The organism is Leisingera sp. ABM4_060, assembly GCF_056158765.1.
Genome location: NZ_JBSWTX010000001.1, coordinates 2,285,713 through 2,309,626 on the forward strand (window position 1 = coordinate 2,285,713; position 23,914 = coordinate 2,309,626).

Genomic DNA, 23,914 nt, shown 5'->3' on the forward strand with positions numbered 1-23,914 from the left:
AATGGCCACCTATTACTCCGAAGACCACGAGTGGATCACCGTTGAAGGCGACACCGCCACCCTGGGGATTACCCAGCACGCCGCCGACCAGCTGGGCGAAGTTGTCTTCGTCGAGCAGCGCGAAGCCGGCGACGAGTTCGAAAAAGGCGGCGAGATCGGCGTCATCGAGTTGGTGAAAGCAGCCTCAGAAATCTACGCGCCGCTGGACGGCGAAGTGATCGAGGCAAATGAGGCCCTGGCCGACAACCCCGGCGCCCTGAACGAAAGCCCGGAAGGCGACGCCTGGATTTACAAGATCAAGATCGCAGACGCCTCCCAGCTGGACGATCTGATGGACCTGGACGGCTACAAAGCCCTGATCGGCTAAACCTCCTGCGGATCCGCCGCACGCTGCCCGGATCCGCACTTCATCTGGCTAAAAATATCCCCGCCGGAGGCTCCCGCACTTCCGGCCGGGCGTGACCTTCAAACAGGAGCGCTTGTAAATGGCCTTCAAACTTACCGATTACGAAGCCTATGACTTCGCCAACCGGCGCCACATCGGCCCGTCTCCGCAGGAGATGGCAGGAATGCTGCAGGTGATCGGCTTCAAAACTCTGGACGAGCTGATCGACGCCACCGTGCCGCCCGCCATCCGCCAGAAAGAGGCGCTGGACTGGGGCCCGGCAATGACCGAGCGCGACGCTCTCTTCCACATGAAAGAAGTGGCGTCCAAGAACAAGGTTCTGACCTCGCTGATCGGTCAGGGCTACTATGGCACCACCACCCCGGCGCCGATCCTGCGCAACATCCTGGAAAACCCCGCCTGGTACACCGCCTATACCCCGTATCAGCCGGAAATCTCTCAGGGCCGTCTTGAAGCGCTGCTGAACTACCAGACCATGGTCAGCGACCTGACCGGCCTGGACATCGCCAACGCCTCCCTTCTGGACGAAGCCACTGCTGCGGCCGAAGCCATGTCGATGGCGCACCGCGGCTCGCGGTCCAAGGCCAACAACGCCGCTTTCTTCGTCGACAAAAACTGCCACCCGCAGACCATTGCGGTGATCCAGACCCGTGCCGAGCCCCTGGGCATCGACGTTGTGGTTGCCGATCCGGATGATCTGGATCCGGGTGCCGTCTTTGGCGCCATCTTCCAGTACCCTGGCACCTACGGCCATGTGCGCGATTTCACCAAGGAAATCGAAGCCATCCACGAGCACAAGGGCATCGCCGTTGTCGCCGCTGACATCCTGGCGCTGGCCCTGCTGAAGTCGCCCGGCGAGATGGGTGCGGATATTGCCATCGGCTCCACCCAGCGCTTTGGCGTTCCGATGGGCTATGGCGGCCCGCACGCGGCCTATATGGCGACCACCGACAAGCTGAAGCGCGCCATGCCCGGCCGGATCATCGGTGTGTCCGTCGACGCCCGCGGCAACAAGGCTTACCGCCTCGCGCTGCAGACCCGCGAACAGCACATCCGCCGCGAAAAAGCCAACTCCAACGTCTGTACCGCACAGGCGCTGCTGGCCGTGATCGCGTCGATGTACGCTGTTTATCACGGCCCCGACGGCATCAAGGCAATTGCCCAGTCGGTGCACCGCAAGACCTCGCGCCTGGCTGCTGGGCTGGAAGAGCACGGCTTCAAGGTGCAGCCGGACGTCTTCTTCGACACCATTACTGTTGAAGTCGGCCCGCTGCAGAAGACCGTCATGGAGGCAGCAGTTGCCCGCGGCGTCAACCTGCGCAAGATCGGCGAAGCCCATGTCGGCATCTCACTGGACGAGCAGACCCGCCCGGAAACCATCGAAGCCGTCTGGGGTGCCTTTGGCATCGACAAGAAAGACGACAGCGTTGCCAACCGAGCCTACCGCCTGCCCGACTATGCGCTGCGTGAAAGCGAGTATCTGACCCACCCGATCTTCCACAAGAACCGGGCCGAGGCAGAAATCACCCGCTATATGCGCCGTCTGGCCGACCGCGACCTGGCGCTGGACCGTGCAATGATCCCGCTGGGGTCGTGCACCATGAAGCTGAACGCGACCATCGAAATGATCCCGGTCACCTGGCCGGAATTCGGCAACCTGCACCCCTTCTGCCCGGAAGACCAGGCGCAGGGCTACCACCAGATGATCGACGATCTGAACGACAAGCTTTGCCAGATCACCGGCTATGACGCGATCTCCCAGCAGCCGAACTCCGGCGCCCAGGGCGAATACGCGGGCCTGCTGACGATCCGCAACTACCATGCATCGCGCGGCGACGCGCACCGCAACATCTGCCTGATCCCGACCTCTGCACACGGCACCAACCCGGCGTCGGCGCAGATGGTGGGCTACAAGGTTGTTCCGGTGAAATCGGATGACAGCGGCAACATCGACGTCGCCGACTTCCGCGCCAAGGCCGAGCAGCACAGCGACAACCTCGCGGCTTGCATGATCACCTACCCGTCGACCCACGGCGTGTTCGAGGAAACTGTGCAGGAAGTCTGCCAGATCACTCATGATCACGGCGGCCAGGTCTATATCGACGGCGCCAACATGAACGCCATGGTGGGCCTCGCCCAGCCGGGCAAGATCGGCGGCGACGTCTCGCACCTGAACCTGCACAAGACCTTCTGCATTCCGCATGGCGGCGGCGGCCCCGGCATGGGTCCGATCGGCGTCAAGGCGCACCTGGCTGAACACCTGCCTGGCCACCCGGAATACGGCACCGCCGTAGGCCCGGTTTCGGCGGCTCCGTTCGGCTCGCCCTCGATCCTGCCGGTTTCCTGGGCCTACTGCCTGCTGATGGGAGGCTCCGGCCTGACCCAGGCAACCAAGGTTGCGATCCTGAACGCCAACTACATCGCGGCGCGCCTGAAGGACGGCTACAAGATCCTCTACACTTCGAAAACGGGCCGTGTGGCGCATGAGTGCATCCTGGACACCCGCCCGCTGGCCGATGAAGGCAACGTCACCGTTGACGACATCGCCAAGCGCCTGGTCGACTCGGGCTTCCACGCCCCGACCATGTCCTGGCCGGTGGCCGGCACGCTGATGGTGGAGCCGACCGAATCCGAGCCCAAGGACGAGCTGGACCGCTTCTGCGATGCTATGCTGTCGATCCGGCAGGAGGCCCAGGACGTGATCGACGGCAAGATCGACGCAGAAAACAACCCGCTCAAGCACGCACCGCACACGGTGCGCGACCTGGTGGGTGAATGGGACCGTCCCTACAGCCGCGAGCAGGCCTGCTTCCCGCCGGGCAACCTCGGCGTCGACAAATACTGGCCGGCCGTGAACCGGGTCGACAACGCCTATGGCGACCGTCACCTGATCTGCACCTGCCCGCCGATGTCGGACTACGAAGAAAACGAGGCCTGATCCTTCAGGCCTCCCGCCCCGCCGGGTTTTCCGGCGGGGCACCTCCGCCGCCCCGCGCGGCGCCCCCGCATGACCCGCTCAGAGGAGAGAATGATGTCCCGTCTCGAACCGCTGACCGTGCCAGCTACCCAGCAATCCGCTGACAGCGCGGCACAAGCCCGCTTTCATGATGTTGAAGTCATCCTGCCGCAGACCGAACCGCCCGCCTCGGCCCAGATGATCTGCGATGTGTTCCGCGCCGCCAATGACCTGTTTCCCGACAGCGGCTACCGTATCGGCGTGCGCAACCTGGCCTCGACGATGCGCACAGCGCCCGCAAGCTGGAAACCCCATACCGTGATTTTCCTCGGCGGCATCGCCAGCCGCTGGACGCCCAATGCGGGCGAGAAAGCCAGCCTGCAACGGATCTGCCGCCAGGCGCCGCGCTGCCTGTTTGCCGGCAGCGCCATCTTCCTGCTGCCCGAAACCGGCCTGCAGGCCGAGTTTGAGACCGCTGTCCATTCCAATTTCACCGCTGCCGCTCAGGAAGAGCAGCTCGCCTGCGCGCCCGCCGGCACGCTGACCACCGCCTCCGGCCGCATCAGCACAGCGATCAGCAGCTTTGCCGCCTTGCGCCTGCTGGTGGATTTCCTGCGCAGCGACCGCGGCCCCTTCATCGCCGATGCGGTTTGCGACTACCTCGGCCTCGCCCTGGGTCCTGCAGCGGAGCAATCCAAGGTCTCGCTGCAATTGCGCCAGGCCGCAGGGGGCGACGCGCTGGTGGTCAAGATCCTCGATCTGATGCAGCGCAACATCGAAGAGCCGCTCTTGATCCGCGACATCGCCCAGCAGGCCGGCGTCTCCCCCCGCAAGCTGGAGCGCCGGTTTCAGCAGAAAGCCCGCACCAGCCCGCTGACCGCCTACCGCAAGCTGCGCATCGAAAAGGCGCGCCAGCTCTTGCTGCACACTACTCTGCCGCTGGCCGAAATTGTTGCCGCCACCGGTTTCGGCTCACGCAGCAATCTGACCGAGTGGTTCAAGCGGGAATACAAGACCAGCCCGCAGGCTTTCCGCAAACAATATTACGCTGACCGGAATCTGGCAGCGTCCCCCGCCTGACAAGGGTTCAGTCACATCTAACGAACAAGGCGGCCGTTTGGCCGCCTTTGCTGTTTTTTGCTTGGATATCAGTTTCCTGACCCTTCCTCCCCGTCTCCTGACAGGGTGCCGGGATCGAAAACGTTGCCGAAGCCGGAGCTGCTGCCCTGACTGCTGTCCTGAGGCTGCTGCTCCGCCTCAGCGCCATCATCCTCTTCACCAGACAGGTTGCCGGGGTTGAAGACGCCGCCGAAGCCGGAGTTGTTGCCTGCGGGCTGGGTGGCCTGCGGTGTGGCCTCGCCCTGCTGCTCTTGCTGCTGCAGGCGGCGCTCTTCGCGCTGGCGGCGGAGCTCCTGGATGCGCTCTTCGGTCTCCAGGCGCTTTTGCTCCTGGACATCCGCAATGCATTGCTGCGGGCTGTAGACCGAGGCGGTGCCGACCACCGCAACCGTGGCGCAGGCCACCACCACCAGCGCCACCGCCGCGGCGTTGGAGCTGAGGAAACCGGGCAGCCGCAGCTTGCCGCTTTCCAGCTCTTCCACCGTCGCCTTCTTGCGCGCCGCCGCAACCAGCTCCTTGCGGCGGATCGAGGCCTCGTTGGCAAGGGCGGCAAACACCGTCAGCACCACGATGATGAAGGCCAGGGCCGAGATCGCAGGGGTGATGCCGTAGCGCACCTTCTGCGCCAGCTCGATGGTCAGCGTCGGGTATTCGCCGAAGGTGAAGGTGGTGGTGTTGTAGTTCTCAAAGCTTGCGAGAAACGCCAGCACCGCGGCGGAGGCAATGGCAGGCCGCATGAACGGCAGCAGCACCTTGCGGAAGGCCTGGGCATGGGTGGCGCCCAGATCCAGCGCCGCCTCGGTCAGCGCAATGTCATAGCGCTGCAGGCGGGCCACCAGCACCAGCATGCAATAGCTGGCGATGAAGGTGGACTGGCCGATGATGGTCAGGAACAAACCATTGGACAGCCAGCTGTCCGCCCCCAGCCCCAGCAGCCGGTTGATCCGGTCCCAGAACACCAGGGTCGAGATCCCCAGCACCACGCCGGGAATGAGGATCGGCGCGATGATGATGGTGTAATAGGTGGCGCGCAGCCTGGGCCAGATCTGGGTCAGCATCAAGGCGCCCGCGAGGCCCATCGCCACCGACAGCACCACCGTGCCCGCCCCCACCAGGATCGAGTTCCAGATGCCGTTCAGGATCCGCTCGTCCCGGAACAGGGCCGAGAACCACTCGAACGTCAGGCACTCCCAGGGGGTCATCCGCGGGAACGACGGCGAGTTGAAGGCGGTCGCCGACATGATCACCAGCGGCCCCAGGAGGTAGGCAAAGAAGATTGCCAGGTAGACCCAGAGGCTTACGCGCATAAAGGAGAAGTTCTTCATTTGCCGATATCCCCCATGTTCACTTTGAACAGGCGCATCACCGCCAGAACCAAGAGGATACAGGTGACCAGCAGCACCACCGCATAGGCTGCGCCCTGCGGCCAGTCGGAGTTGTCATTGAACTGCTGATAGATCAGCTGGGTGAACCACAGGGAGGACGGACCGCCGAGGATCTGCGGCGCCGCCAGCGCGCCTGCCGACAGCATGAACACCATGGTGCAGCCCGAGGAGATCCCCGGCTTGGCGTAGGGAATGACCACCCGCTGGTGGATCTTGGCCCAGCTCGCGCCCATGTCGCGCGCCGCCTCGATCTGGTTGCGGTCCAGGCTCTCGATCACATTGTAGATCGGGAAGATCATCAAGAGGATGTAGGCATAGCCCAGGCCCGCATACAGCGCGATGTCATTGCGGATGAAGTCAAAGGGCGTGTCGAAGATGCCAAGGCCGACAAACATGTTATTGAGCACCCCGGTCTCGCCGAAGATGATCCGCAAGGCGAAGGCGCGCAGGATCTCGTTGATCCAGTAGGGGATGATCAGCATCAGCGCGAAGATGCGGATGTGATTGCCCTTGGTCTGGGCCAGGTAATAGGCGATCGGATAGCACAGGATCAGGTTGAAGAGGGTGACGCAGACCGCCGCCACCAGGGTGCGGAAGAACACCTTGAGGTCGACCGCGTTATAGTCCTGGCTGCCGCCTTCGGGGCCGTAGATCAGGTATTTGTAATTCTCCAGCGTATAGACGTCCTTGGGGCCGCCGATCTCCGGCGGCGGCAGGTTGGGACGGAAGGAAAAGTCGAGCATCGACAGCTGCGGCAGGATGATGAGGCCGATGGTCCAAAAGAGGACCAGCCCCAGCATCAGGCTGCCCATGCCGGTGCCGTTGCGTTTGAAGAACTCCCTCAGGAAGCTTGGCATGGCGTGGCCTCCCTCATTCCGCGGCCAGCTCACCGGCCGGCACGATGACGGCATTGTCCGCCGCATATTCCAGGGTGATGGTCTGGCCGGTGTGGTCCTCGAACGACTGGCCCAGATTGGGGATGGAAACCTTCAGCTCCTTGCCGCCCTCGCCTTCCATGAAGATGTTGAAGACATTGCCCTCGAACTCCTCGTGGTTGACGCGTGCGGTCACGAAATGATCGCCGGAGGCCCCCTGGGGCGCCAGCGCAAAAGCCTCGGGCCGGATGAACATCATCGCCTCGTCGCCTTCTTTCATGCGGCCCTGGTTGGCGGAGGAGATCCGCGCCACCAGCTCCCCTGAGCGGTTGGTGGCGATCAGCGCCTCATTGCCCATGACGCGCTTGACACGGCCGCGGAAGACATTGTTTTCGCCGACAAAAGAGGCGGCAAAGGCGGTGGAGGGATCGTTGTAGATGGTCTTGCCATCGGCGATCTGGTCAATCACGCCCGCCTTCATCACCGCGATATTGTCGGACATGGTCAGCGCCTCGCCCTGGTCGTGGGTGATGTAGATGAAGGTGATGCCGACCCGCTGCTGGATCTCCCTGAGCTCGGTGCGCATGTGCTGGCGCAGCTTCAGATCCAGCGCCGACAGCGGCTCATCCAAGAGCAGCACATCCGGCTCGGCGCAAAGCGCCCGCGCGATGGCCACCCGCTGGCGCTGGCCGCCCGACAGCTCGCTCGGCAGCTTGTCGCCCTGGCCGGGCAGCGCGATCATGTCCAACAGCTCATCGGCGCGCTTGCGGCGTTCCTTGGCGCTGGCGCCCTTGATCTCCATCGAGAAGGTGATGTTTTCCCAGATCTTCATCAGCGGAAACAGCGCCAGGTTCTGGAAGATCAGCGCCGTCGGGCGCTTGTTCGGCCCGATGCCTTTCATGTCGTTGCCGCCGATCAGCACCTTGCCGCCGCTCGGCTCCAGAAAGCCGGAGACGGCGCGCAGGATGGTGGTCTTGCCGCAGCCCGACGGCCCCAGGAAGGAGAAGAAGTCCCCTCCGTTGATATTCACATTGGCATCGCGCACGGCGACAAAATCGCCAAAGCGGATCCACAGATTCTCGAGATCAACGCCGACCCCAGCACTCATTTGGCTTCTCCCCAGGGCACAGGTCCCCAATCCGGCGCCGCGCGCCGGCCCCGCAAGGCCTGCTTCCTGTTTTCCGTTCTTTTATGATTGCGCCGCAAATACGCGGCCGGCCCCCGGAAGATCCGCCGGGGGCCGGTTTTGTTCAAACGCTCAGATCAGGCGCTCTTGAACTTGTTGACAAACTCGGTCCGCACATCCGCATACCAGGGCGCCTCGGCCGGCCAGGGGTTCAGATTGGCCAGCGAGCTGCCAGGATAGGCTTCGGCAAAGTTCTTCTTGTAGACATCGCCTGAGAAGCCATCCGCCCCCAGAACCGGCGAGTTATAGCCGTGGCTGTCGATCGCCTTGCCCGCTGGCTCCTGCTCGTAAGCGTAGGAAATGAAGGCGTAAACCTGCTCTTCATTCTGCGCGCCCACGGGCATGGAGATGCCGTCGACCCAGGCCATCGCGCCTTCGACCGGCGCCTGGTAGTGCACCGGCTCGCCTGCGGACTTCAGCGCCAGCGGCGGGCCGTCCCAGGTCTGGCCGACCACAACGCCTTCATTCAGTAGGCCGTTTTTCTGGGTGTCCGCATCGTTCCAGATCAGCTTGATCCGGTTCTTGCGCGCCACACACCAATCGGTGACCTGGCCCCAGACCTTGCGCATGGTTTCCTCGTCGTCATAGGCGGCCCAGATCGAGCCCGGCTCCATCTCGCCCGAGGCTTCCATGTAAAGGCCTGCGCCCAGCATCATCGAATGCGCCCGGCCCATGGTCTTGCCTGCGTTCTCCTCCGACCAGACATCGCCATAAGACGGCGCATCGCCTGCCGGCAGCCATTTGTCGGTCCTGTAGGCGATGCCCTCAGTACCCCAGATATGCGGCAGCCAATGAACGCCCGCGCCTTCAAAGTTCCAGGCATCGGTGCCGATCTTCGCCATCGCCGGGTTCACCGCGTCGATGTTGACCTTGTTCATGTCAAAGGGCTTCAGCAGCTCCAGCGGCCCCCACTGCAGCGAGCGGTTGTTGGTCGGCGACACGATGTCGAAGCCCTGGCCCTTGGTGGCCTTCATCTTGTTGATGATTTCCTCGTTCGAGCCGATGCCGGTGTAATTCACCTTGATCCCGGTCTTGGCTTCAAACCCGGAAATGAACTCCGGCGGCAGGTAGTCCGACCACATCAGGATGTTGATCTCGCCCGAAGACGCCAGCGCGCCTTTCGAATAAAGCGGCGCCGCCAGCGCAGCAGCACCGGCGCTCTTCAGCAGCGTGCGGCGCGAAACGTTCGTCTTTACAGTCATTTGTAATTATCTCCCTTTGGACTGTGATTTGTTGTTCTTGTTGTTCCAACTGTGAAACCTTGCGGATGCTTCCCGGTCTCCTACAGTGACAGTTTCAAAAATTGATAAGGCCAGATTGCCCGCCATTCTGTGCAACATGGTGCCAGTTCCGGCAGAAGGTAAGACTATCCGCAAATTTTGCTCGTGCTTTGAAAACCATCGCTGTGGCTGCAGTGTGCGCCCGTCAGAGCAAGGCGTCAACGTCCCTGCCGCGGGTTCCGGGCAGAGAGCCTCAAAGTTTCCGCCAGGGAAACACAATTTCCCGCGGCTGGTGCATGGTGGTCCGCAGCCATTTGAAAAGACTGGTAGATGCCGGATTTGCCGCCTGCAAAGAGCAGTGCAGAGCCGTCAGGAGGCGCGTGCAGCGTTCTCTGCAGCGGCCGGGGTGGAGCGGTACGGCAGCAGCGCTGCCAGCAGGTCTTGTGCACCGATGACCCCTGCGGGCCGACCCTCACAGGTCACCGAAATGATGGCGTCAGGGCGGCCATTCACCCGCTCGATCACCACCTCCAGAGGATCGTTCCAGTCCACCTCGCCAGTCGCCGGGCTCGCAAGCGTATCCTGCCGTGCGATGGTGCCTGCGCGCAGCACCCGCGCACGGTTGATGTCGCCGACAAAAGCCTCGATGTAGGGATCGGCCGGGGTCATCACGATATGCTGCGGTGCGCCTTGCTGCACCACGGCGCCGTCCTTCAGGATCACCAGGTGATCCGCCAGCTTCAGCGCCTCATCCAGGTCGTGGGTGATAAAGACGATGGTTTTGTGCAGTTCCGTCTGCAACTCCAGCAGCAAATCCTGCATGTCGGTGCGGATCAGCGGGTCCAGGGCCGAGAACGCCTCGTCCATCAAAAGGATGTCGCTGTCTGCCGCCAATGCCCGGGCAATCCCGACGCGCTGCTGCATGCCGCCCGAGAGCTGGCTGGGGTAGCGGCTCTCAAAGCCCTCGAGCCCGACCCGGGCCAGCCACCTGCGGGCTTCCGCCTCGCAGGCCTCCCGCTGAAGCCTTCGGATTTTCAAGGCGGTTGCGGCGTTCTCCAGCACTGTCTTGTGCGGCAGCAGGGCGAATTTCTGAAACACCATCGACATGGCGTTCTGGCGCAAGGCCTGCAGCTCTGCCGCGCCCATCGCCATCACGTCCCGCCCGTCCAGCAGGATCTCTCCGGCGGTGGGCTCGATGAGCCGGTTCAGGTGCCGGATCAGGGTCGATTTGCCAGAGCCCGACAGCCCCATGATCACCGTGATCCCGCCCGCCTGCATGTCGATGCTGATGTCCTGCAGCCCCAGCACATGCTGATGCTGCTCCAAGAGCGCCGTCTTGCCCAGGCCCTGCTCGCGCACCAGCGGCAGCACCTCAGAAGGCCGGGCGCCAAAGATCTTGTAGAGATTGCGTATGCTGATCTTGGGTGTGCTCATCGCCGGCTCCTATTGGCTCTTGCAAGCTGGGTCGATGCGTTGCAGCGCCGCCTTGGAGCAGCGGTCCAGCACCACCGCCAGCAACACGATGCCAAAGCCCGCGACCAGACCGACGCCCAGCTCCAGATTGCGGATGCCGCGCAAGACCAGAACGCCCAGCCCCGGCGCTGAGACCAGCGAGGCAATGACCACCATTGCCAGGCTCATCATGATGGTCTGGTTCACCCCGGCCATAATGTTGGGCAGCGCCAGCGGCAGCTGCACCCCGAACAGTTTCTGCCGCTCGGACATGCCAAAGGCATCAGCTGCCTCGATCACATCACGGTCTACCAGGCGGATGCCCAGATCGGTCAGACGGATCACCGGCACGATGGCATAAAGGATGATGGCAATACCGTAGAGCTTCGGCTCGGTCACCGAGAACAGAAAGATCAACGGGATCAGATAGACAAAACTGGGAAGGGTCTGCAGCATGTCCAAAACCGGCAGCATCACCCTTTGCGTGCGGTCGGAGCGGGACATCAGGATGCCGATGGGCACTCCGAACAACACGCACAATCCGGTGCAGACAAAGATGATCGACAGCGTTTGCAACGCCACATCCAGATGGTCGATCAGCCCGAAGAACAGGAATACCACCGCGACGAACCCGGTCACCGCCCGGCGCCGGGTCGCGGCCCAGGTGGCCCATATCAGCAAGGGGATCAGCACCCACCATGGCACCGCGGCAAAGACATAAAGTGCGGCCTCCAGCAGCCAGGACAACGGCTGGGTCAGCGGATCCAGAACGAATTTCAGCCCGTCCTTCACCGCCAGGAAGGCCGCTTCGACACCTGCGGTCATGTCCCGGGTCTGAGGGATCGCGCCGCAAGCCTCGTGCAAAGTGTCCAGCGACGGAAACGGCAGCGCCTCACCCTTCTCGGCGCTGCCATTTGCCTGGGCCAGCAGCTGCGCCATGCTCATCGGTGTATCGGCAGCGCCGTCGTCGCACCAGCTGCGCAGCCCCAGCCGGTCAATTGCGGTGTCGTAAAATGCCATTACTGCCGTGCCCGTTCCGTCGTCTGCAAAAGGCCCCGCCGCAGCAGGGCCTCTCCAGAGGTCAAATTACTTCAGCAGCGCCGAGACGTTTTCCCGCGCGCCGTCGCTCAGCCAAGCGGGCCAGACGTCCTTGTGGGTGGTCAGGAAATACACCGCCCCCTCCTCGGCCGAGGCGTTGTTGTCCTCCATCCAGGCCAGGATCCCGTTCATCTGCGCATTGGTGAACGTGACCTTGGACATCAGTTCAGCAATCTCCGGCTCGCGCTCCTGGAAGCTGGCGGTGGCCGCGGTCTTCACCGCCGCGCTGGGATAGGCCGAAACTCCGGGCGCGGCGCAGTCCTTGTCGCCGTTGCAGGTGTGGGTCTCCGCGTCGTGCCCGCCCATGTCGACCAGCACCATCGGATATTTGCCCAGCACCGCTGTCGGCGCCCAGTAGAAGCCGAACCAGGGCTTTTCATCCGCATAGGCAGAGGCCAGCGCGGTGGCCAGGGTCTCGCCCGAGCCGTGGTTGAACACCTCGATGCCCTTGCCTTCCAGGCCAATCACCTTGTTCATATTGTCATTGACCGTGCGGCAGCCCCAGCCGTCCGGGCAGTTGTCGAACCGGCCGCCAACCAGCGCCGGATTGGCCAGGATCCCGTCCAGCGTTGCCGCTTCGGGGTTGGCATCCACCACATACTGCGGCACCCACCAGCCCTCGACACCGCCGTCGGACAGCACGTCGGCCAGTTCCACCAGCTTGCCCTCTGCGACCAGCTCGGCATAGGCCGGCGCAGTGTTGACCCATAGCTCGGTCAGCACATCCGGCGTGCCGGTCTCTGCCACCGAGGTCAGCGCAGTCGGCGTCGAGGACGGCACCGTGGTCACCTTGCAGCCGTATCCCTGCTCCATCAGAAACTTCGACACCGAGGTCACCAAATTGGCCGAGGCCCAGTCCATCTGCGTGATGGTCACCTCGCCGCAGCCTTCGGCCCAGGCAGGCACCGCAAAGCCCAAGGCGCATGCGGATGATAACAGCAGTCTTTTCATTCTGATCTCCCTGAAACAGCTGGCGGGGCACCGCGGCCCGGCAGGTTGTCATGGGAGGGAACGCTTCCACATTTCGCGACAGCAGCAGACACAGAACGCACTGCTCCAAGTTTTTGCTATCATTATTCAGAATTTTTGCGAAACCTCATGACGCAGCCCCTTGTCTGTGGAAGAGATGCGCCATGCCAAGCCAAACCGCCCGCAAAGACCTGAGCCTCAAGGGGCTGGAACTGTTTCAGATTACCGCCCGCAAGGGCTCGCTGCAGGACGTCGCCGAGGAGACCGGCCTGTCGGTCAGCACCATCTCGCACCATTTGCGCAATCTTGAGGATCACCTGGGCGTGGAGCTGTTCAACCACAGCCGCCGCCCAATGGTGCTGACCCCCAAGGGCCAGGTCTTCCTGCGCAATATCGATGATGCGCTGCATGCGATCCGCAAGGCCAAGGCGGAAGCCTCAGCCGGCAATATCTCCGAAGCCAGCTACCTGCGGCTTGGCACCATCGAGGATTTCGACAGCGACATCATGCCGGAGCTGGCGGTGTTCCTGTCCTCCAGCATGCCGCGCTGCGATTTTATGTATCACACCGATTCCAGCCACGCGATCCTGGCCATGCTGCGCGACAGGCAACTGGACCTTGGCATCACCACCACTCCGGCCGAGCGCCTGCGCGACCTGCAAGACGCGCCGCTGTTGCGCGACCCATTTGTCGTGGTGCTGCCCAAGGCCGGAGAACACCTGCTGCAGGAGGTCATCGAAGGCAAAAGCAAACTGCCCTTCCTGCGGTTCTCCGGCAGCCTGATCATCGCCCGGCAGATCGAATTGCAGCTGCGCCGCATGGGGCTGTCGCTGCCGCACCGGTTTGAATGCGCCAGCAATCAGACGCTGATGGCGATGGTCGCCGCAGGCGCCGGCTGGACCATTACCACGCCGCTCCTGTTTTCCCGCGCCAAGCGGTTTCAGCCCAAGCTCAAGATGGTCGCCTTCCCTGGCAAAAGCTTCTCGCGCACGCTGGCGATTGTCTCCACCCCGGACTGCTCCCGCTCGATCCTCGATCTGGTGGACAGCCGGATGCGCAACCTGATCACCGACCACGCGATCAAGCCGTTCCACCAGAGCACGCCCTGGCTGGCAGACAGTTTCAAACTGATTTCCTGAACAACAGGTGCCCTATAGGATCTTGAACCGCGCCCGGATCTCCCGGTCCTGCTCTGCCGTCAGATACTCGGGACGGTGGGTCCGCAAGATCTCCTGCGCCTTGGCACGAGCCTGCGCCCAGGCATCCAGCGCGCCTTTCTCGGCCCATGTGCGCGGCTCGTCCCTGTCAGCCAAGGCGGGATAGAAATAATCCCGCTCCATCGCCGCATAGGTATGCTGCCCGCCCAGGAAGTGCCCCTCGCCCAGCACCGCCTCGCAAATCGCTTCGAACCCGAGGTTCTCCTCACTCACCTCAATCCCGCGCAACGCCCGGTAGGTGTGCGAGTGCATCTCGTCATCCAGCACAAACCCCTCGAAACTCGCCCCCAGCAGAGACGCGGTCATGCCCGAGCTTTCATAGATCAGGTTCCCCCCTGCCAGCGCCGCCGCCAGCGACGTCAGCCCCTTCTCCATCCCGTACTGCGCATCAATCGCTTTGGCGTCGGTCATTGAGCAGGCCACGCCCGAGGGCATCCCCAGCCAGTTCGACAGCTGCGCCGAAGCCGCATTCAGCACAGCCGTCTCGCCGCTGCCGCCGGAAAAAGCGCCGGTGCGCAGGTCAATGACCAGCGGCCAGTTGGAAAACACCATCGGAAAGCCCGGCTGGATTGCATGCACCATCACCAGGCTGGCCAGGGTCTCGGCCAGCGACTGCGCCAGGAACCCCGCCAGCGTCGCCGGTGCTGTTGCGCCTGCCTGCGCCGCGGTGATGCAGGACATCGGGATGTTGTGCTTGATGCACTCATAGACAACTTCCACCGCATCCTCGCCATAGCGCATGGGTGAGATCACCGGGCTGATATGCGCCTTGACGAAAGGCCGCTTGGAGAACTCTCCCGGCCCGCCCGCGGCGATATCCAGCATCTCCACAATCGGCGCCACATGCTCAGCCAGGGTGAAGGAGGTTGCCACCGGCTTGGTGGTGTTCTTCAGCAGCGCATAGACCGTGTTCACGTCCAGATCGAAATTGTCCGGCACATCGGTTGCCACGCAGCAGCGGGTGAACCAGCTGACATTGGCCAGTGTATCCTGCAGCCGGGTAAAGTCGTGCAAGTCCTCCAGAGTCGAGGGCCGGTAAAGACCGCTTGCGATATCCAGCGTCTGCACCGCCGCGCCACCGGTGCCGAAATGCACCGCATTGCCGCCCACGGTGATGGAGCGGCTCTCGTCCCGCCCGTGCAGCACAAAGGTCTTGGCCGCCTGGTCAATCACCTGCTCCACCAGCGGCGGCGGAAACAGCAGCCGCCCCGCGCCATTGTCTTGTGCGCCTGCCTTCAGCAGATCCTCATGCAGCCGCGGCGGCACTTCACCCATGCCCAGCTTGGCCAGCAGATCCAGCGCGGTGGAATAAATCCGCTCGCACTCCACTTCTGTCAGCGGCTTGTAAGCGCCGCCGATCTGCCCCGGCGGGCAAGGATCCAGCGCAGGCTTCGCTGCCCGCTGCGCCAGCCGTTCCCGGCGGCCGCCTCTCTTTGCTCGCTGCACTGACATATCACGGCCTCCCGCGGCAATTCTTGCCCCAACTCTTTCCGCCGCAGCCTCTGGCTGGCAATCGCAGCCGCTATCCTCGCAATTCATTGAAATACGTTTTCGAATTTCTGAGAATAAGGCCTGCCCGCATTGCAGCCCCTGCCGCCAAGGCGCTTAGTCACGGCAAATCTGTCCGGAGGCACACTCTATGAAATCGCGCACCAAGGTTGTTGTGATCGGCGGCGGCATCGCCGGCTGCTCCACCCTCTACCACCTCACCCAGGAAGGCTGGAGCGACGTCGTCCTGGTCGAACGCAATGAGCTGACCAGCGGCACTACCTGGCATTCGGCAGCGCAGGTGACCAACTTCGGCATGAACCAGACCATGGTCGGGCTGAAAACCCACTCGATCAACCTGTACAAAAAGCTGGCCGAAGACCCGGAATACCCGATCAACTACCACCACGGCGACGGCGGCATCCGTATGGCCAATACCGAGGCGCAGATGCAGGGCTACCGCCATTTCGCCTCGATGGCGCGCGGCATGGATGTGCATTTCGAAGTGATCGACGCGGCGGAATGCGCCCGCCGCCACCCGCTGATCTCCACCGACAACCTGATTGGGGGCCTATGGGACCCGCTGGATGGCGATATCGACCCGGCGCAACTGTGCCAGGCGCTGGCCTACCACGCGCGCAAGGCTGGCGCCGAGGTTTACCGCAACACGCCGGTGACCGCCCTCACCCAGCACAAGGACGACACCTGGACAGTGCACACGGAACACGGCGATATCGACTGCGACATCGTCGTAAACGCCTGCGGCTACCGGGTGAACGAGGTCGGTGCGATGATGGGAGTCCACCACCCCGTCGCCTCGATGGAGCACCAGTATTTCCTGACCGAGGACATCCCCGGCATTGTCGAAGCAGGCCACCGGATGCCGCTGATCCGCTGCCCGATCTCGGACTACTACTGCCGCCAGGAAAAGAACGGCCTGCTGATCGGCTTCTACGAGCAGGACTGCAAGACCTGGGGCATGGACGGGATCGATCCGAACTTTGTGAACGCGCTCTGCCCTGACGATCTGGAGCGGGTGATGGACGTGCTGGAGGGCGCGTTCGAGCGGATGCCTGCATTGCGCGAGACCGGCATCCGCTCCATCGTGAACGGTCCTATCACCTATACCATCGACGGCGCGCCGCTGATCGGCCCGATCCCAGGCAAACGCAACGCCTTCTGCGCCATCGGCCTGCGCGCGGGTTTGGGCGAAGGCGGCGGCCACGGCTGGCTGCTTGCGCAGATGATCGTGCATGGCGAGGCCTGCTATGACACCTGGTGCCTCGACCCGCGCCGTTTCACGGGCCACACCAATGTGGAATTGACCGCGCTGAAGGCGATCGAGGACTACCAGAACGAGTTCCGCTTCCACTTCCCGCATGAGCACCGCCCGGCCGGCCGCCCGGCCAAGACCACGCCGCTCACCCCCGTGATGGCCGCCGAGGGCGCCGAGTTCACCGTGGTGAACGGCTGGGAACGGGTCGACTACATCAAGCCCTCCCCGGACTTCCATCCCTCGCTCAGCTTCAACTTCGATGAAGCCTTCGACGTGGTCGCGACCGAAGTGAAGAACGTGCAAGACAACGTTGGCCTGGCCGAGGTCAACGGGTTCAACCGCTTCGAGATCACCGGCGCGGACCGGCACAGCTTCCTCGACCGCATGTTCTGCGGCACCGTCACCAAACGCGCGGGCCGTGTCGGGCTCGGATACCTCTTGAACCACCACGGCAGGGTCAAGGGCGAGGCCACCGTCGCCAACCTCCCCGCCTCCGACCGCGGGCCCGAACGCGTCTGGTACGGCTCCGCCGCCGCCAGCGAGTTCCATGACATGGACTGGCTCACCCAGCACATCCGCCCGGATGAGGACGTGCAGATCCGTTCCCTCACCAATGAACAGACCATCCTGGTCCTGGCCGGCCCCCGGGCGCGGGGCGTGCTCTCGGCCTGCGCCCGGGGCGACTGGTCGCGTGATGCCTTCCCCTGGCTGTCGGTGCGTGAATGCTTCATCGGTTTTGCCCCCGCCACCGTGATGGGCGTCAACTTCTCCGGCGAGCTGGCCTATGAAATCCACGTCCCCAATGCCTCGCTCTATGCTGCCTATCTGGCGCTACGGCAGGCGGGGGAGGAATACGACCTCAAACTCTTCGGCGCCCGCGCGGTGGAATCGATGCGGATGGAGAAAGGCTTCCTGCATTGGAAAGCCGATCTGATCACCGAATTCGACCCGTTCGAGACCGGGCTGGAGCGTTTCGTCAAACTGGACAAAGGCGATTTCATTGGCCGCGAGGCCCTGCTGAAGCGCCAGTCCGAAGGCGCCCGCAAAAAGCTGGTCACCCTGCAGGTCGATGCCAGCCACGCCCCCGCCCATGGCGGCGCCTCGCTGATGCAAGGGAACAAGGTCGTGGGCACCGTGACCTCCGGCGACTGGGGGCACCGGGTGGGGATGAACCTGGCCTATGCCTTTGTCGAACCGGAGCTGGCTGTGGAAGGCAGCACCATGCAGCTCGACCTCTGCGGAGGTATGGTTGCGGCAAAGGTCATCGCCCCCTCCCCTTACGACCCTGAATTCGAACTGCTTCGAGGCTGAGGCACCGCCCGGCTTAAAGCCGGGCCGCGCCGACCCGCCCCCATGGGGCGGCGCGATTGCGCCACCCCGCGGGTCTCTGCGGCCCTAGGAACTTCAAGCGAATGCCAGCAAAAGCAAAACGCCCGAGGTAACTCCCGGGCGTCTTCCTTGCATAGGCTCAGCCTCAAATCAGCTGCGGCCCTTCCACGGCACCAGCCAGTTCTCGGCCTTGCGCATCAGGATGTCGATGCCATAGCCGATGATGCCGATCAGCACGATGCCCATGATCACAATGTCGGTCAGCTGGAACTTGGACGCGGCGATGATCATCATGCCCGCCCCCTTCTGCGCGGCAACCAGTTCGGCCGCCACAACCGTGCCCCAGCAAACACCCATGGCAACCCGCGCGCCGGTAAAGATTTCCGGCAGCGAGTTCGGCACGATCACATGCCGCATGATCTGCCATTTGGAGGCGCCCAGCGAATAAGCCGCGTGGATTTTCGAGATGTTCACCCCGGAAACCCCGGCCCGCGCCGCAATTGTCATGATCCAGAGGGCGGCCAGGAACAAGAGCACGATCTTCCCGGTCTCCCAGATGCCGAACCAGATGATCACCAGCGGGATCAGCGCCAGAGGCGGCACCGGCCGCATGAACTCGACAATCGGGTCGAACCAGCCGCGGAACCAGCCGGAAAGGCCCATGGCATAACCCAGCGGAATGCCGACAATTGCCCCAGTCACAAAGCCCGCAATCACCCGCGTAAGCGACCAGCCCAGGTGCTGCCACAGCGAGAAGTTCTGATAGCCGTCCGAGGCGATCTCGAAAAACCGCGCCACCACGGTTTCGGGTGCCGGCAGCCAGATCGGGTTCATCTGCATGCCCTGATGCGGGGTAAAGCTGATCGCACCCTTGCCGGTCAGCGTCACGGTGCCGTCGCCGGTATCCACCGCGCCATCTGCGCCGATGGCCTCGCCATTGATGGCAACGATCTTGGCGCCCGCCTTGCGCTTGGCCTCGTCGTTCTTGTCAAACAGCAGCGTGGTTGACCGCCCGGCCTGCGCCGCCAGCGCGTCATTGCTGGCGAAACCACCGCCGGCCTCGACCTCGAACTTCTCAACGTCCTCGCCAAAGCCGAACACCCGCACGGTCACCTCAGCATCGTCCGTCGCGCCCTCGGCGTTTTCCAGCGTGTAGATAAAGCTGGTCTCACCGGTAAACGGCCCCGGCACGTGGATCGGGATCAGCTTGGAGCCGGTAAACGCCCCCCAGATGATAAAGATCACCAGCACCGAAATGATCGACGCCGCCCGGTCCGGCGTCACTGCGCTTTCATCGCCGAAGGTCACGGTTTTCAGGCTGGTGAAATCCTGCCGGGACTGCATGCCGCGGCGGATCAGATGCACCAGGAAGAAGGCGCCGGCAAACAGCGCGAGGTAGAAGATGAGAACCGTCATGCCACCTGCTCCGTCCGGCCCATGATTTCCTCTTCCATCTCCCAGATCATCGAGAGGATCTCATCCCGGGTCTCGGCAAAGCCTTCGGACTTCTTGACGTCGCGCAGGTCGGCATTCACGCCGCGCTCGGCAAAAGGCAGGTTGTATTCGCGGTGAATACGCCCGGGGCGCGGCGCCATCACGATCAGCCGCTCGCCCAGCAGCAGCGCTTCCTCCACCGAGTGGGTGATCAGGATGATGGTCTTGCCGGTCTCCTTCCAAAGCTTCAGCACCAGACCCTGCATCTTCTCCCGCGTCAGCGCGTCCAGCGCGCCCAGCGGTTCGTCCATCAGAATCACATCCGGCTCATTGGCCAGGCAGCGCGCCAGCGCCACGCGCTGCTGCATGCCGCCCGACAGCTCATAGACCGCCTTTTCCTTGAAGTCCTGCAGCCCGACAATATCCAGCAAGCGGTCTGAGATCTTCTCGCGCTCTGCCTTGGCCATCCCCTTCATCCGGGGGCCGAATTCCACGTTGTCGCGCACGTTCATCCATTCGAACAAGGCGCCCTTCTGGAACACCATGCCGCGTTCGGCATCCGGTCCTTCAACCACATGGCCGTTCAGCTCTACCGCGCCCTCAGTTGGTGCCAGGAACCCGGCCAGGATGTTCAGCAGCGTGGTCTTGCCGCAGCCCGAAGGCCCCAGCACCGACATCAGCTCGCCCGCTTTCAAATTCAGTGAAACGTCTTTCAGCGCCTGGACCGAGCTGCCGTTGGGCAGATCGAAACGCATGGAGACACTCTTGATGTCCAGTCCCGACATCTCTCCCCCTTTTCTTGCTCAGGCCTCTTGCCATGCGCGCTTGCGCAGGCAGGCGGGCCCGTGAACCGCGGATGCAAACGGCCCGGGATCCGGGCCGTTCACAAAATCAAGGAGTTGCAGCTCAGTTCTGAGCGGCTGCCAGCGGCCCGCTGTCAACGGCACCTTCATAGGAGTCCAGCGCCGCTTCGATGCTGCCCGCATTCACGAACACGTCGGCCACACCCTTCATGAAGTTCTGCGCACCGCCGCCCAGCCACTTCTCGGTCAGCTGATCATCCGCAGAGGGGAAGCTGAAAGTGGCAATCGTGGCCGCAGCCTCGTCGACATCCATACCCGCATCCTTGGCGATCACCGGCAGCATCTTGTCGCTATGCTCGCCGGAGTTCCACATGTCGTTGGCATCCGCCGTCACTTTCAAGAACTTGCTCAGCAGTTCGCCTTCTTCGGCGATGAAACCGGCCGGCGCGCTGGTTACGTCGAACACCAGGATGCCCAGCTCTTCCTTCTCGGCGCCGGTCAGCAGCACGTTGCCATGCTCCAGCATCCGCCGCAGGCCGCCACCCCAGCCGCAGACCATGTCCAGGTTGCCTTGGGCAAAGGCCGCTGCGCCGTCCGCCGGCGCCATGTCGACGATCTCCATCGAGCCGACATCAACACCGAAATGCGCCATCTGCGACAAGAACCCGTAATGCGCCGCGGTACCGATCGGCACGCCAACTTTCTTGCCGTTCAGCTCGCCTGCGTTGGTCTTGTCGATTTCCAGCGCCTCGGCCACCACGCAGTTGTCGTTGTCGGAATAGCTGACGGCCACATCCACGGTCTGGATGTCCTGGCCCGCAGAAGTCGCCACAACAAACGGCGGCACGCCCTGGCTGACCGCAATCTGCACATCGCCCGAGGCCATCGCTGCCGACATGGCTGTGCCGGTGTCGAAGGAAACCCAGTTGATCTTGACGCCCAGCTCTTCCTCATAGGTGCCATTGGCCTTGGCAAACTGGAAGGGCATCGGCCATTCAAGGAAATAGGCCACCGTAATCTCATCCAGCGCAGACGCAGAGGTCGCCGAAATTGCGGCAGCGGCGGCACAGGCTGTTGAAAGCAGATACTTCTTGATCATGTTGGATTTCCTCCCAGCTGTATTTCCGGACCCGTTCCGTGCAGGCCTCGGACAAGTATTTTTGCACGCCAAACCATATCCGGGAAGTAATTCCGCAGTAGAATAAAGTTTCTTTTGCGGGCAAAGTAAAACTTAGTTTCGTTTTTTACGGAATGATGACGCTAAACGGGAGGGCCCGCCAGTGCAGAAATCTCTGAGCCTCCGGTGGCTGGAAGTGTTCCAGCTTATCTCGAAGTCCGGGTCAATACAAAAGGTGGCACAAGAAACCGGGCTGTCTATCAGCACCGTCTCCAACCACCTGCGCAGCCTGGAAAGCGCCCTGGGGGTGGATCTGGTGGATCACACCCGCCGTCCGATGGGGCTGACGCCCGCGGGGGTGGTCTTTGCCCGCTACGTCTATGACGGGCTGATGACCCTCAAGCGCGGCGAGGCCGAAATCCGCTCCGGAAGCTGGCAGCATGCCACCGATTTGCGGATGGCTCTGCTGGATGATTTCGACAACGAGGTCGGCCCCGAGCTGTTTCAATTCCTCTCCACCGCCTTGCCCCGCTGCAGCTTCCGACACTACACCCGCCCCAGCCACGAGATCATCGGGAAACTGCAGGAGCAGAAGCTGGACGCAGGCGTCGCCACCCGGCCCGCGGGCCTGCTGCCCGACCTGATCGAATACCCGCTGATGCGCGACCCGTTCATCCTGGTTGTACCGTCGGGTTTCTCCGGCGACGTCAAGGACTTGACCCGGGCCGACGCATCTCTGCCTTTCCTGCGTTACTCCCGCGACCACACCATTGGCAAACAAATCGAAACCCAGCTGAACCGGCTGAAGATCTCGCTGCCCAACCGGTTCGAGCTGGAGTGCAACCAGTCCATCATCGGCCTGGTGTCCGAGGGCAGCGGCTGGACCGTCACCACCGCCGCCAGCTACCACCGCGCCCAGCGCTTTCACGACAAGGTCAAGGTGGTGCGCTTCCCCGGAAAAAGCTTTGCCCGGACCGTGTCGCTGTTCACCACCAACGTCTATCCGGCCGCGACCTCACAGCTGATCCACGAGGCGTTGCAGAAGTCCCTGCGCCACCATTTCACCGATCCGATCAGCGTCCGCTTTCCCTGGCTGGCCGAGGAATTCCGCACCCTTCCGGCCCAGGGCGGCTGACGCACAGCGCGCTTTGGCAATTCGAAACAAACATCCGTGTTTTTCGAAATCACCGGCCTGCGGCTTGACCGTTCGGCCCGCCGGACGCTGTTTTAGGCGCAACCCGCGCCGAGCCCGTGCTTGCACATCCGGCGGCCCCCTAACGGAAATGAGCTGACCCACATGGCAATCACCTACCTCAAACAGGCCCAGCCCCGCCCCGCCGCCGAGAACAGCGGCATCCGCGACACCGTTGCCGTCATGCTCGCCCATATCCAGCGCGAGGGCGAGGATGCCGTGCGCCGCTATGCGGAAACCCTGGACGGCTGGACCGGTCCGATCGTGGTGACCGATGCCCAGCGCCGCGCCGCCTGCAACCGGGTTTCCGATCAGATGAAGGAAGACATTCAGTTCGCCCATGCCAATATCCGCCGCTTTGCCGAGGCGCAGAAGGCCACCATGGGAGAATGCGAGGTCGAGGTGATCCCGGGTCTGATCGCGGGCCAGAAGCAGATCCCGGTCTCCAGTGCGGGCTGCTACGTGCCGGGCGGCCGCTACAGCCATATCGCCAGCGCCCTGATGACCATCACCACCGCCAAGGTGGCCGGCGTGCCCCACATCACCGCCGTCTCCCCCACGCGCCCTGGCACCGGCATTCCCGATGCCATCATCTATGCCATGGATCTCTGCGGTGCCGACCTGATCCTGAACCTGGGCGGGGTGCAGGGCATTGCCGCCATGGCCCAGGGCCTGTTCGGCGCCCAGCCAGCCGACATCCTGGTTGGCCCCGGCAACTCCTACGTGGCGGAGGCCAAGCGGATGCTGTTCGGCAAGGTCGGCATCGACATGTTCGCAGGCCCCACCAATTCACTGGTGATCGCCGACCACACGGCGGACATCGAAACCGTCGCCTGGGACCTGGTCAGCCAGGCCGAGCATGGCGCCGACAGCCCCGTCTGGCTGGTCACCACCAGCGAGAGCCTGGCCAAGGGCGTCATGGCCCGCGCCCAGGCACTGATCGACACCTTGCCGGAACCCAACCTCTCCGCCGCCCACCGCGCCTGGCACGAGCGCGCCGAGGTGATCCTCTGCGGCACCCGCGAGGAAGCCGCGGCAACCGCCGACCGCTACGCACCCGAACATCTGCAGGTACAGGCAAAGGACCTTGACTGGTGGCTGAACCGCCTCACCGCCTATGGCTCCCTGTTCCTGGGCAAGGAAACCACGGTGTCCTTTGGCGACAAAAGCTCCGGTCCCAACCACGTGCTGCCCACCAGCGGCGCCGCGCGCTATACCGGCGGCCTGTCGGTGCACAAGTTCACCAAGACCGTCACCTGGCAGCGCTGCACCGCCGCCGCCTCGCACGAGCTCGCCCAGCGCACCGCGCGCATCAGCAGGATGGAAGGCATGGAAGGGCACGCCATCGCCGCCGAACTGCGCCTGCAGCCAGAGCCGGCCTGACATTTTCAG

18 protein-coding genes are annotated in these 23,914 nt (G+C 63.2%); 7 read left to right on the forward strand and 11 right to left on the reverse strand.

Translation table 11 applies throughout. The features are described from left to right. Position 1 precedes the first annotated feature (1 nt). The 3 genes from gcvH to ACXAEH_RS11110 all read left to right on the forward strand — a co-directional run bounded on the left by gcvH (position 2) and on the right by ACXAEH_RS11110 (position 4,442). Entirely contained in the window at positions 2-367 is a 366-nt protein-coding gene (gene gcvH, locus ACXAEH_RS11100; RefSeq protein ID WP_475032780.1) for a glycine cleavage system protein GcvH, read from the forward strand. Between the two features lie 118 nt (positions 368-485). Continuing rightward, positions 486-3,344, forward strand: a complete 2,859-nt coding sequence (gcvP, locus tag ACXAEH_RS11105; RefSeq protein WP_475032782.1) for an aminomethyl-transferring glycine dehydrogenase — start codon at positions 486-488, stop codon at positions 3,342-3,344. A 93-nt stretch (positions 3,345-3,437) separates the two neighbouring features. After that, entirely contained in the window at positions 3,438-4,442 is a 1,005-nt protein-coding gene (locus ACXAEH_RS11110) for a helix-turn-helix domain-containing protein (protein WP_475032784.1), read from the forward strand. 68 nt (positions 4,443-4,510) lie between these two features. Here the strand turns inward: ACXAEH_RS11110 and ACXAEH_RS11115 are convergent, their stop codons facing one another. The 7 genes from ACXAEH_RS11115 to ACXAEH_RS11145 form a co-directional block, all read right to left on the reverse strand. Next, positions 4,511-5,806 carry an ABC transporter permease gene (locus ACXAEH_RS11115; protein WP_475032786.1) on the reverse strand — a complete coding sequence of 432 codons (1,296 nt, stop codon included), beginning with the start codon at positions 5,804-5,806 and terminating at the stop codon, positions 4,511-4,513. Beyond that, complete coding sequence (locus tag ACXAEH_RS11120; RefSeq protein WP_475032788.1) at positions 5,803-6,723, reverse strand: ABC transporter permease; 921 nt, start codon at positions 6,721-6,723, stop codon at positions 5,803-5,805. The genes ACXAEH_RS11115 and ACXAEH_RS11120 overlap by 4 nt, the downstream gene beginning before the upstream one ends. Before the next feature lie 13 nt (positions 6,724-6,736). Then, the gene (locus tag ACXAEH_RS11125) at positions 6,737-7,849 is read right to left on the reverse strand and encodes an ABC transporter ATP-binding protein (protein ID WP_475032790.1); all 1,113 of its coding nucleotides are present in this window, start codon (positions 7,847-7,849) and stop codon (positions 6,737-6,739) included. A 155-nt stretch (positions 7,850-8,004) separates the two neighbouring features. Continuing rightward, positions 8,005-9,129 carry an extracellular solute-binding protein gene (locus ACXAEH_RS11130; protein ID WP_475032792.1) on the reverse strand — a complete coding sequence of 375 codons (1,125 nt, stop codon included), beginning with the start codon at positions 9,127-9,129 and terminating at the stop codon, positions 8,005-8,007. A gap of 387 nt (positions 9,130-9,516) precedes the next feature. After that, positions 9,517-10,581, reverse strand: a complete 1,065-nt coding sequence (locus ACXAEH_RS11135; RefSeq protein WP_475032794.1) for a quaternary amine ABC transporter ATP-binding protein — start codon at positions 10,579-10,581, stop codon at positions 9,517-9,519. A gap of 9 nt (positions 10,582-10,590) precedes the next feature. Continuing rightward, a complete protein-coding gene (locus tag ACXAEH_RS11140) occupies positions 10,591-11,619 on the reverse strand; it encodes an ABC transporter permease (protein ID WP_475032796.1) in 1,029 nt (342 codons plus the stop codon). A gap of 66 nt (positions 11,620-11,685) precedes the next feature. Continuing rightward, positions 11,686-12,648: an ABC transporter substrate-binding protein gene (locus ACXAEH_RS11145; RefSeq protein ID WP_475032798.1), complete on the reverse strand. Its 963-nt coding sequence runs from the start codon at positions 12,646-12,648 to the stop codon at positions 11,686-11,688. A 182-nt stretch (positions 12,649-12,830) separates the two neighbouring features. Here ACXAEH_RS11145 and ACXAEH_RS11150 point away from each other — a divergent pair, with 182 nt between their 5' ends. Then, a complete protein-coding gene (locus ACXAEH_RS11150; RefSeq protein ID WP_475032800.1) occupies positions 12,831-13,805 on the forward strand; it encodes a LysR family transcriptional regulator in 975 nt (324 codons plus the stop codon). A 12-nt stretch (positions 13,806-13,817) separates the two neighbouring features. Here the strand turns inward: ACXAEH_RS11150 and ACXAEH_RS11155 are convergent, their stop codons facing one another. Then, positions 13,818-15,335 (reverse strand): trimethylamine methyltransferase family protein, encoded by a 1,518-nt coding sequence (locus ACXAEH_RS11155; protein WP_475032802.1) that lies wholly within the window; start codon positions 15,333-15,335, stop codon positions 13,818-13,820. Positions 15,336-15,522: 187 nt separating this feature from the next. On the opposite strand from ACXAEH_RS11155, the gene ACXAEH_RS11160 reads away from it, so the two are divergent. Next, positions 15,523-17,958, forward strand: a complete 2,436-nt coding sequence (locus ACXAEH_RS11160) for a GcvT family protein (RefSeq protein WP_475032804.1) — start codon at positions 15,523-15,525, stop codon at positions 17,956-17,958. A gap of 168 nt (positions 17,959-18,126) precedes the next feature. Here ACXAEH_RS11160 and ACXAEH_RS11165 read toward each other — a convergent pair whose 3' ends face one another. From ACXAEH_RS11165 to ACXAEH_RS11175, 3 genes are all read right to left on the reverse strand, one after another. Further along, positions 18,127-19,392 (reverse strand): ABC transporter permease, encoded by a 1,266-nt coding sequence (locus tag ACXAEH_RS11165; RefSeq protein ID WP_475032806.1) that lies wholly within the window; start codon positions 19,390-19,392, stop codon positions 18,127-18,129. After that, positions 19,389-20,195 carry a taurine ABC transporter ATP-binding protein gene (locus ACXAEH_RS11170; protein WP_039134361.1) on the reverse strand — a complete coding sequence of 269 codons (807 nt, stop codon included), beginning with the start codon at positions 20,193-20,195 and terminating at the stop codon, positions 19,389-19,391. The genes ACXAEH_RS11165 and ACXAEH_RS11170 overlap by 4 nt, the downstream gene beginning before the upstream one ends. Positions 20,196-20,316: 121 nt before the next feature. Continuing rightward, positions 20,317-21,312 carry a taurine ABC transporter substrate-binding protein gene (locus ACXAEH_RS11175; RefSeq protein ID WP_475032808.1) on the reverse strand — a complete coding sequence of 332 codons (996 nt, stop codon included), beginning with the start codon at positions 21,310-21,312 and terminating at the stop codon, positions 20,317-20,319. 181 nt (positions 21,313-21,493) lie between these two features. Between ACXAEH_RS11175 and ACXAEH_RS11180 the strand changes: the two genes are divergently transcribed. Further along, on the forward strand, positions 21,494-22,465 hold the full coding sequence (locus ACXAEH_RS11180; RefSeq protein ID WP_475032810.1) for a LysR family transcriptional regulator: 972 nt from the start codon (positions 21,494-21,496) through the stop codon (positions 22,463-22,465). 162 nt (positions 22,466-22,627) lie between these two features. Further along, positions 22,628-23,905 (forward strand): histidinol dehydrogenase, encoded by a 1,278-nt coding sequence (gene hisD / locus ACXAEH_RS11185; protein WP_475032811.1) that lies wholly within the window; start codon positions 22,628-22,630, stop codon positions 23,903-23,905. Positions 23,906-23,914 lie beyond the last annotated feature (9 nt).

Bases quoted from the DNA above. Each gene is read 5' to 3' on its own strand.
- ACXAEH_RS11135 (WP_475032794.1), bottom strand. From the start codon at position 10,581: ATGAGCACACCCAAGATCAGCATACGCAATCTCTACAAGATCTTTGGC.
- ACXAEH_RS11175 (WP_475032808.1), bottom strand. From the start codon at position 21,312: ATGATCAAGAAGTATCTGCTTTCAACAGCCTGTGCCGCCGCTGCCGCA.
- ACXAEH_RS11115 (WP_475032786.1), bottom strand. From the start codon at position 5,806: ATGAAGAACTTCTCCTTTATGCGCGTAAGCCTCTGGGTCTACCTGGCA.
- ACXAEH_RS11150 (WP_475032800.1), top strand. From the start codon at position 12,831: ATGCCAAGCCAAACCGCCCGCAAAGACCTGAGCCTCAAGGGGCTGGAA.
- hisD (WP_475032811.1), top strand. From the start codon at position 22,628: ATGGCAATCACCTACCTCAAACAGGCCCAGCCCCGCCCCGCCGCCGAG.
- ACXAEH_RS11165 (WP_475032806.1), bottom strand. From the start codon at position 19,392: ATGACGGTTCTCATCTTCTACCTCGCGCTGTTTGCCGGCGCCTTCTTC.
- ACXAEH_RS11130 (WP_475032792.1), bottom strand. From the start codon at position 9,129: ATGACTGTAAAGACGAACGTTTCGCGCCGCACGCTGCTGAAGAGCGCC.
- ACXAEH_RS11140 (WP_475032796.1), bottom strand. From the start codon at position 11,619: ATGGCATTTTACGACACCGCAATTGACCGGCTGGGGCTGCGCAGCTGG.
- ACXAEH_RS11160 (WP_475032804.1), top strand. From the start codon at position 15,523: ATGAAATCGCGCACCAAGGTTGTTGTGATCGGCGGCGGCATCGCCGGC.
- gcvP (WP_475032782.1), top strand. From the start codon at position 486: ATGGCCTTCAAACTTACCGATTACGAAGCCTATGACTTCGCCAACCGG.
- ACXAEH_RS11125 (WP_475032790.1), bottom strand. From the start codon at position 7,849: ATGAGTGCTGGGGTCGGCGTTGATCTCGAGAATCTGTGGATCCGCTTT.
- ACXAEH_RS11145 (WP_475032798.1), bottom strand. From the start codon at position 12,648: ATGAAAAGACTGCTGTTATCATCCGCATGCGCCTTGGGCTTTGCGGTG.
- ACXAEH_RS11170 (WP_039134361.1), bottom strand. From the start codon at position 20,195: ATGTCGGGACTGGACATCAAGAGTGTCTCCATGCGTTTCGATCTGCCC.
- ACXAEH_RS11120 (WP_475032788.1), bottom strand. From the start codon at position 6,723: ATGCCAAGCTTCCTGAGGGAGTTCTTCAAACGCAACGGCACCGGCATG.
- ACXAEH_RS11155 (WP_475032802.1), bottom strand. From the start codon at position 15,335: ATGTCAGTGCAGCGAGCAAAGAGAGGCGGCCGCCGGGAACGGCTGGCG.
- gcvH (WP_475032780.1), top strand. From the start codon at position 2: ATGGCCACCTATTACTCCGAAGACCACGAGTGGATCACCGTTGAAGGC.
- ACXAEH_RS11110 (WP_475032784.1), top strand. From the start codon at position 3,438: ATGTCCCGTCTCGAACCGCTGACCGTGCCAGCTACCCAGCAATCCGCT.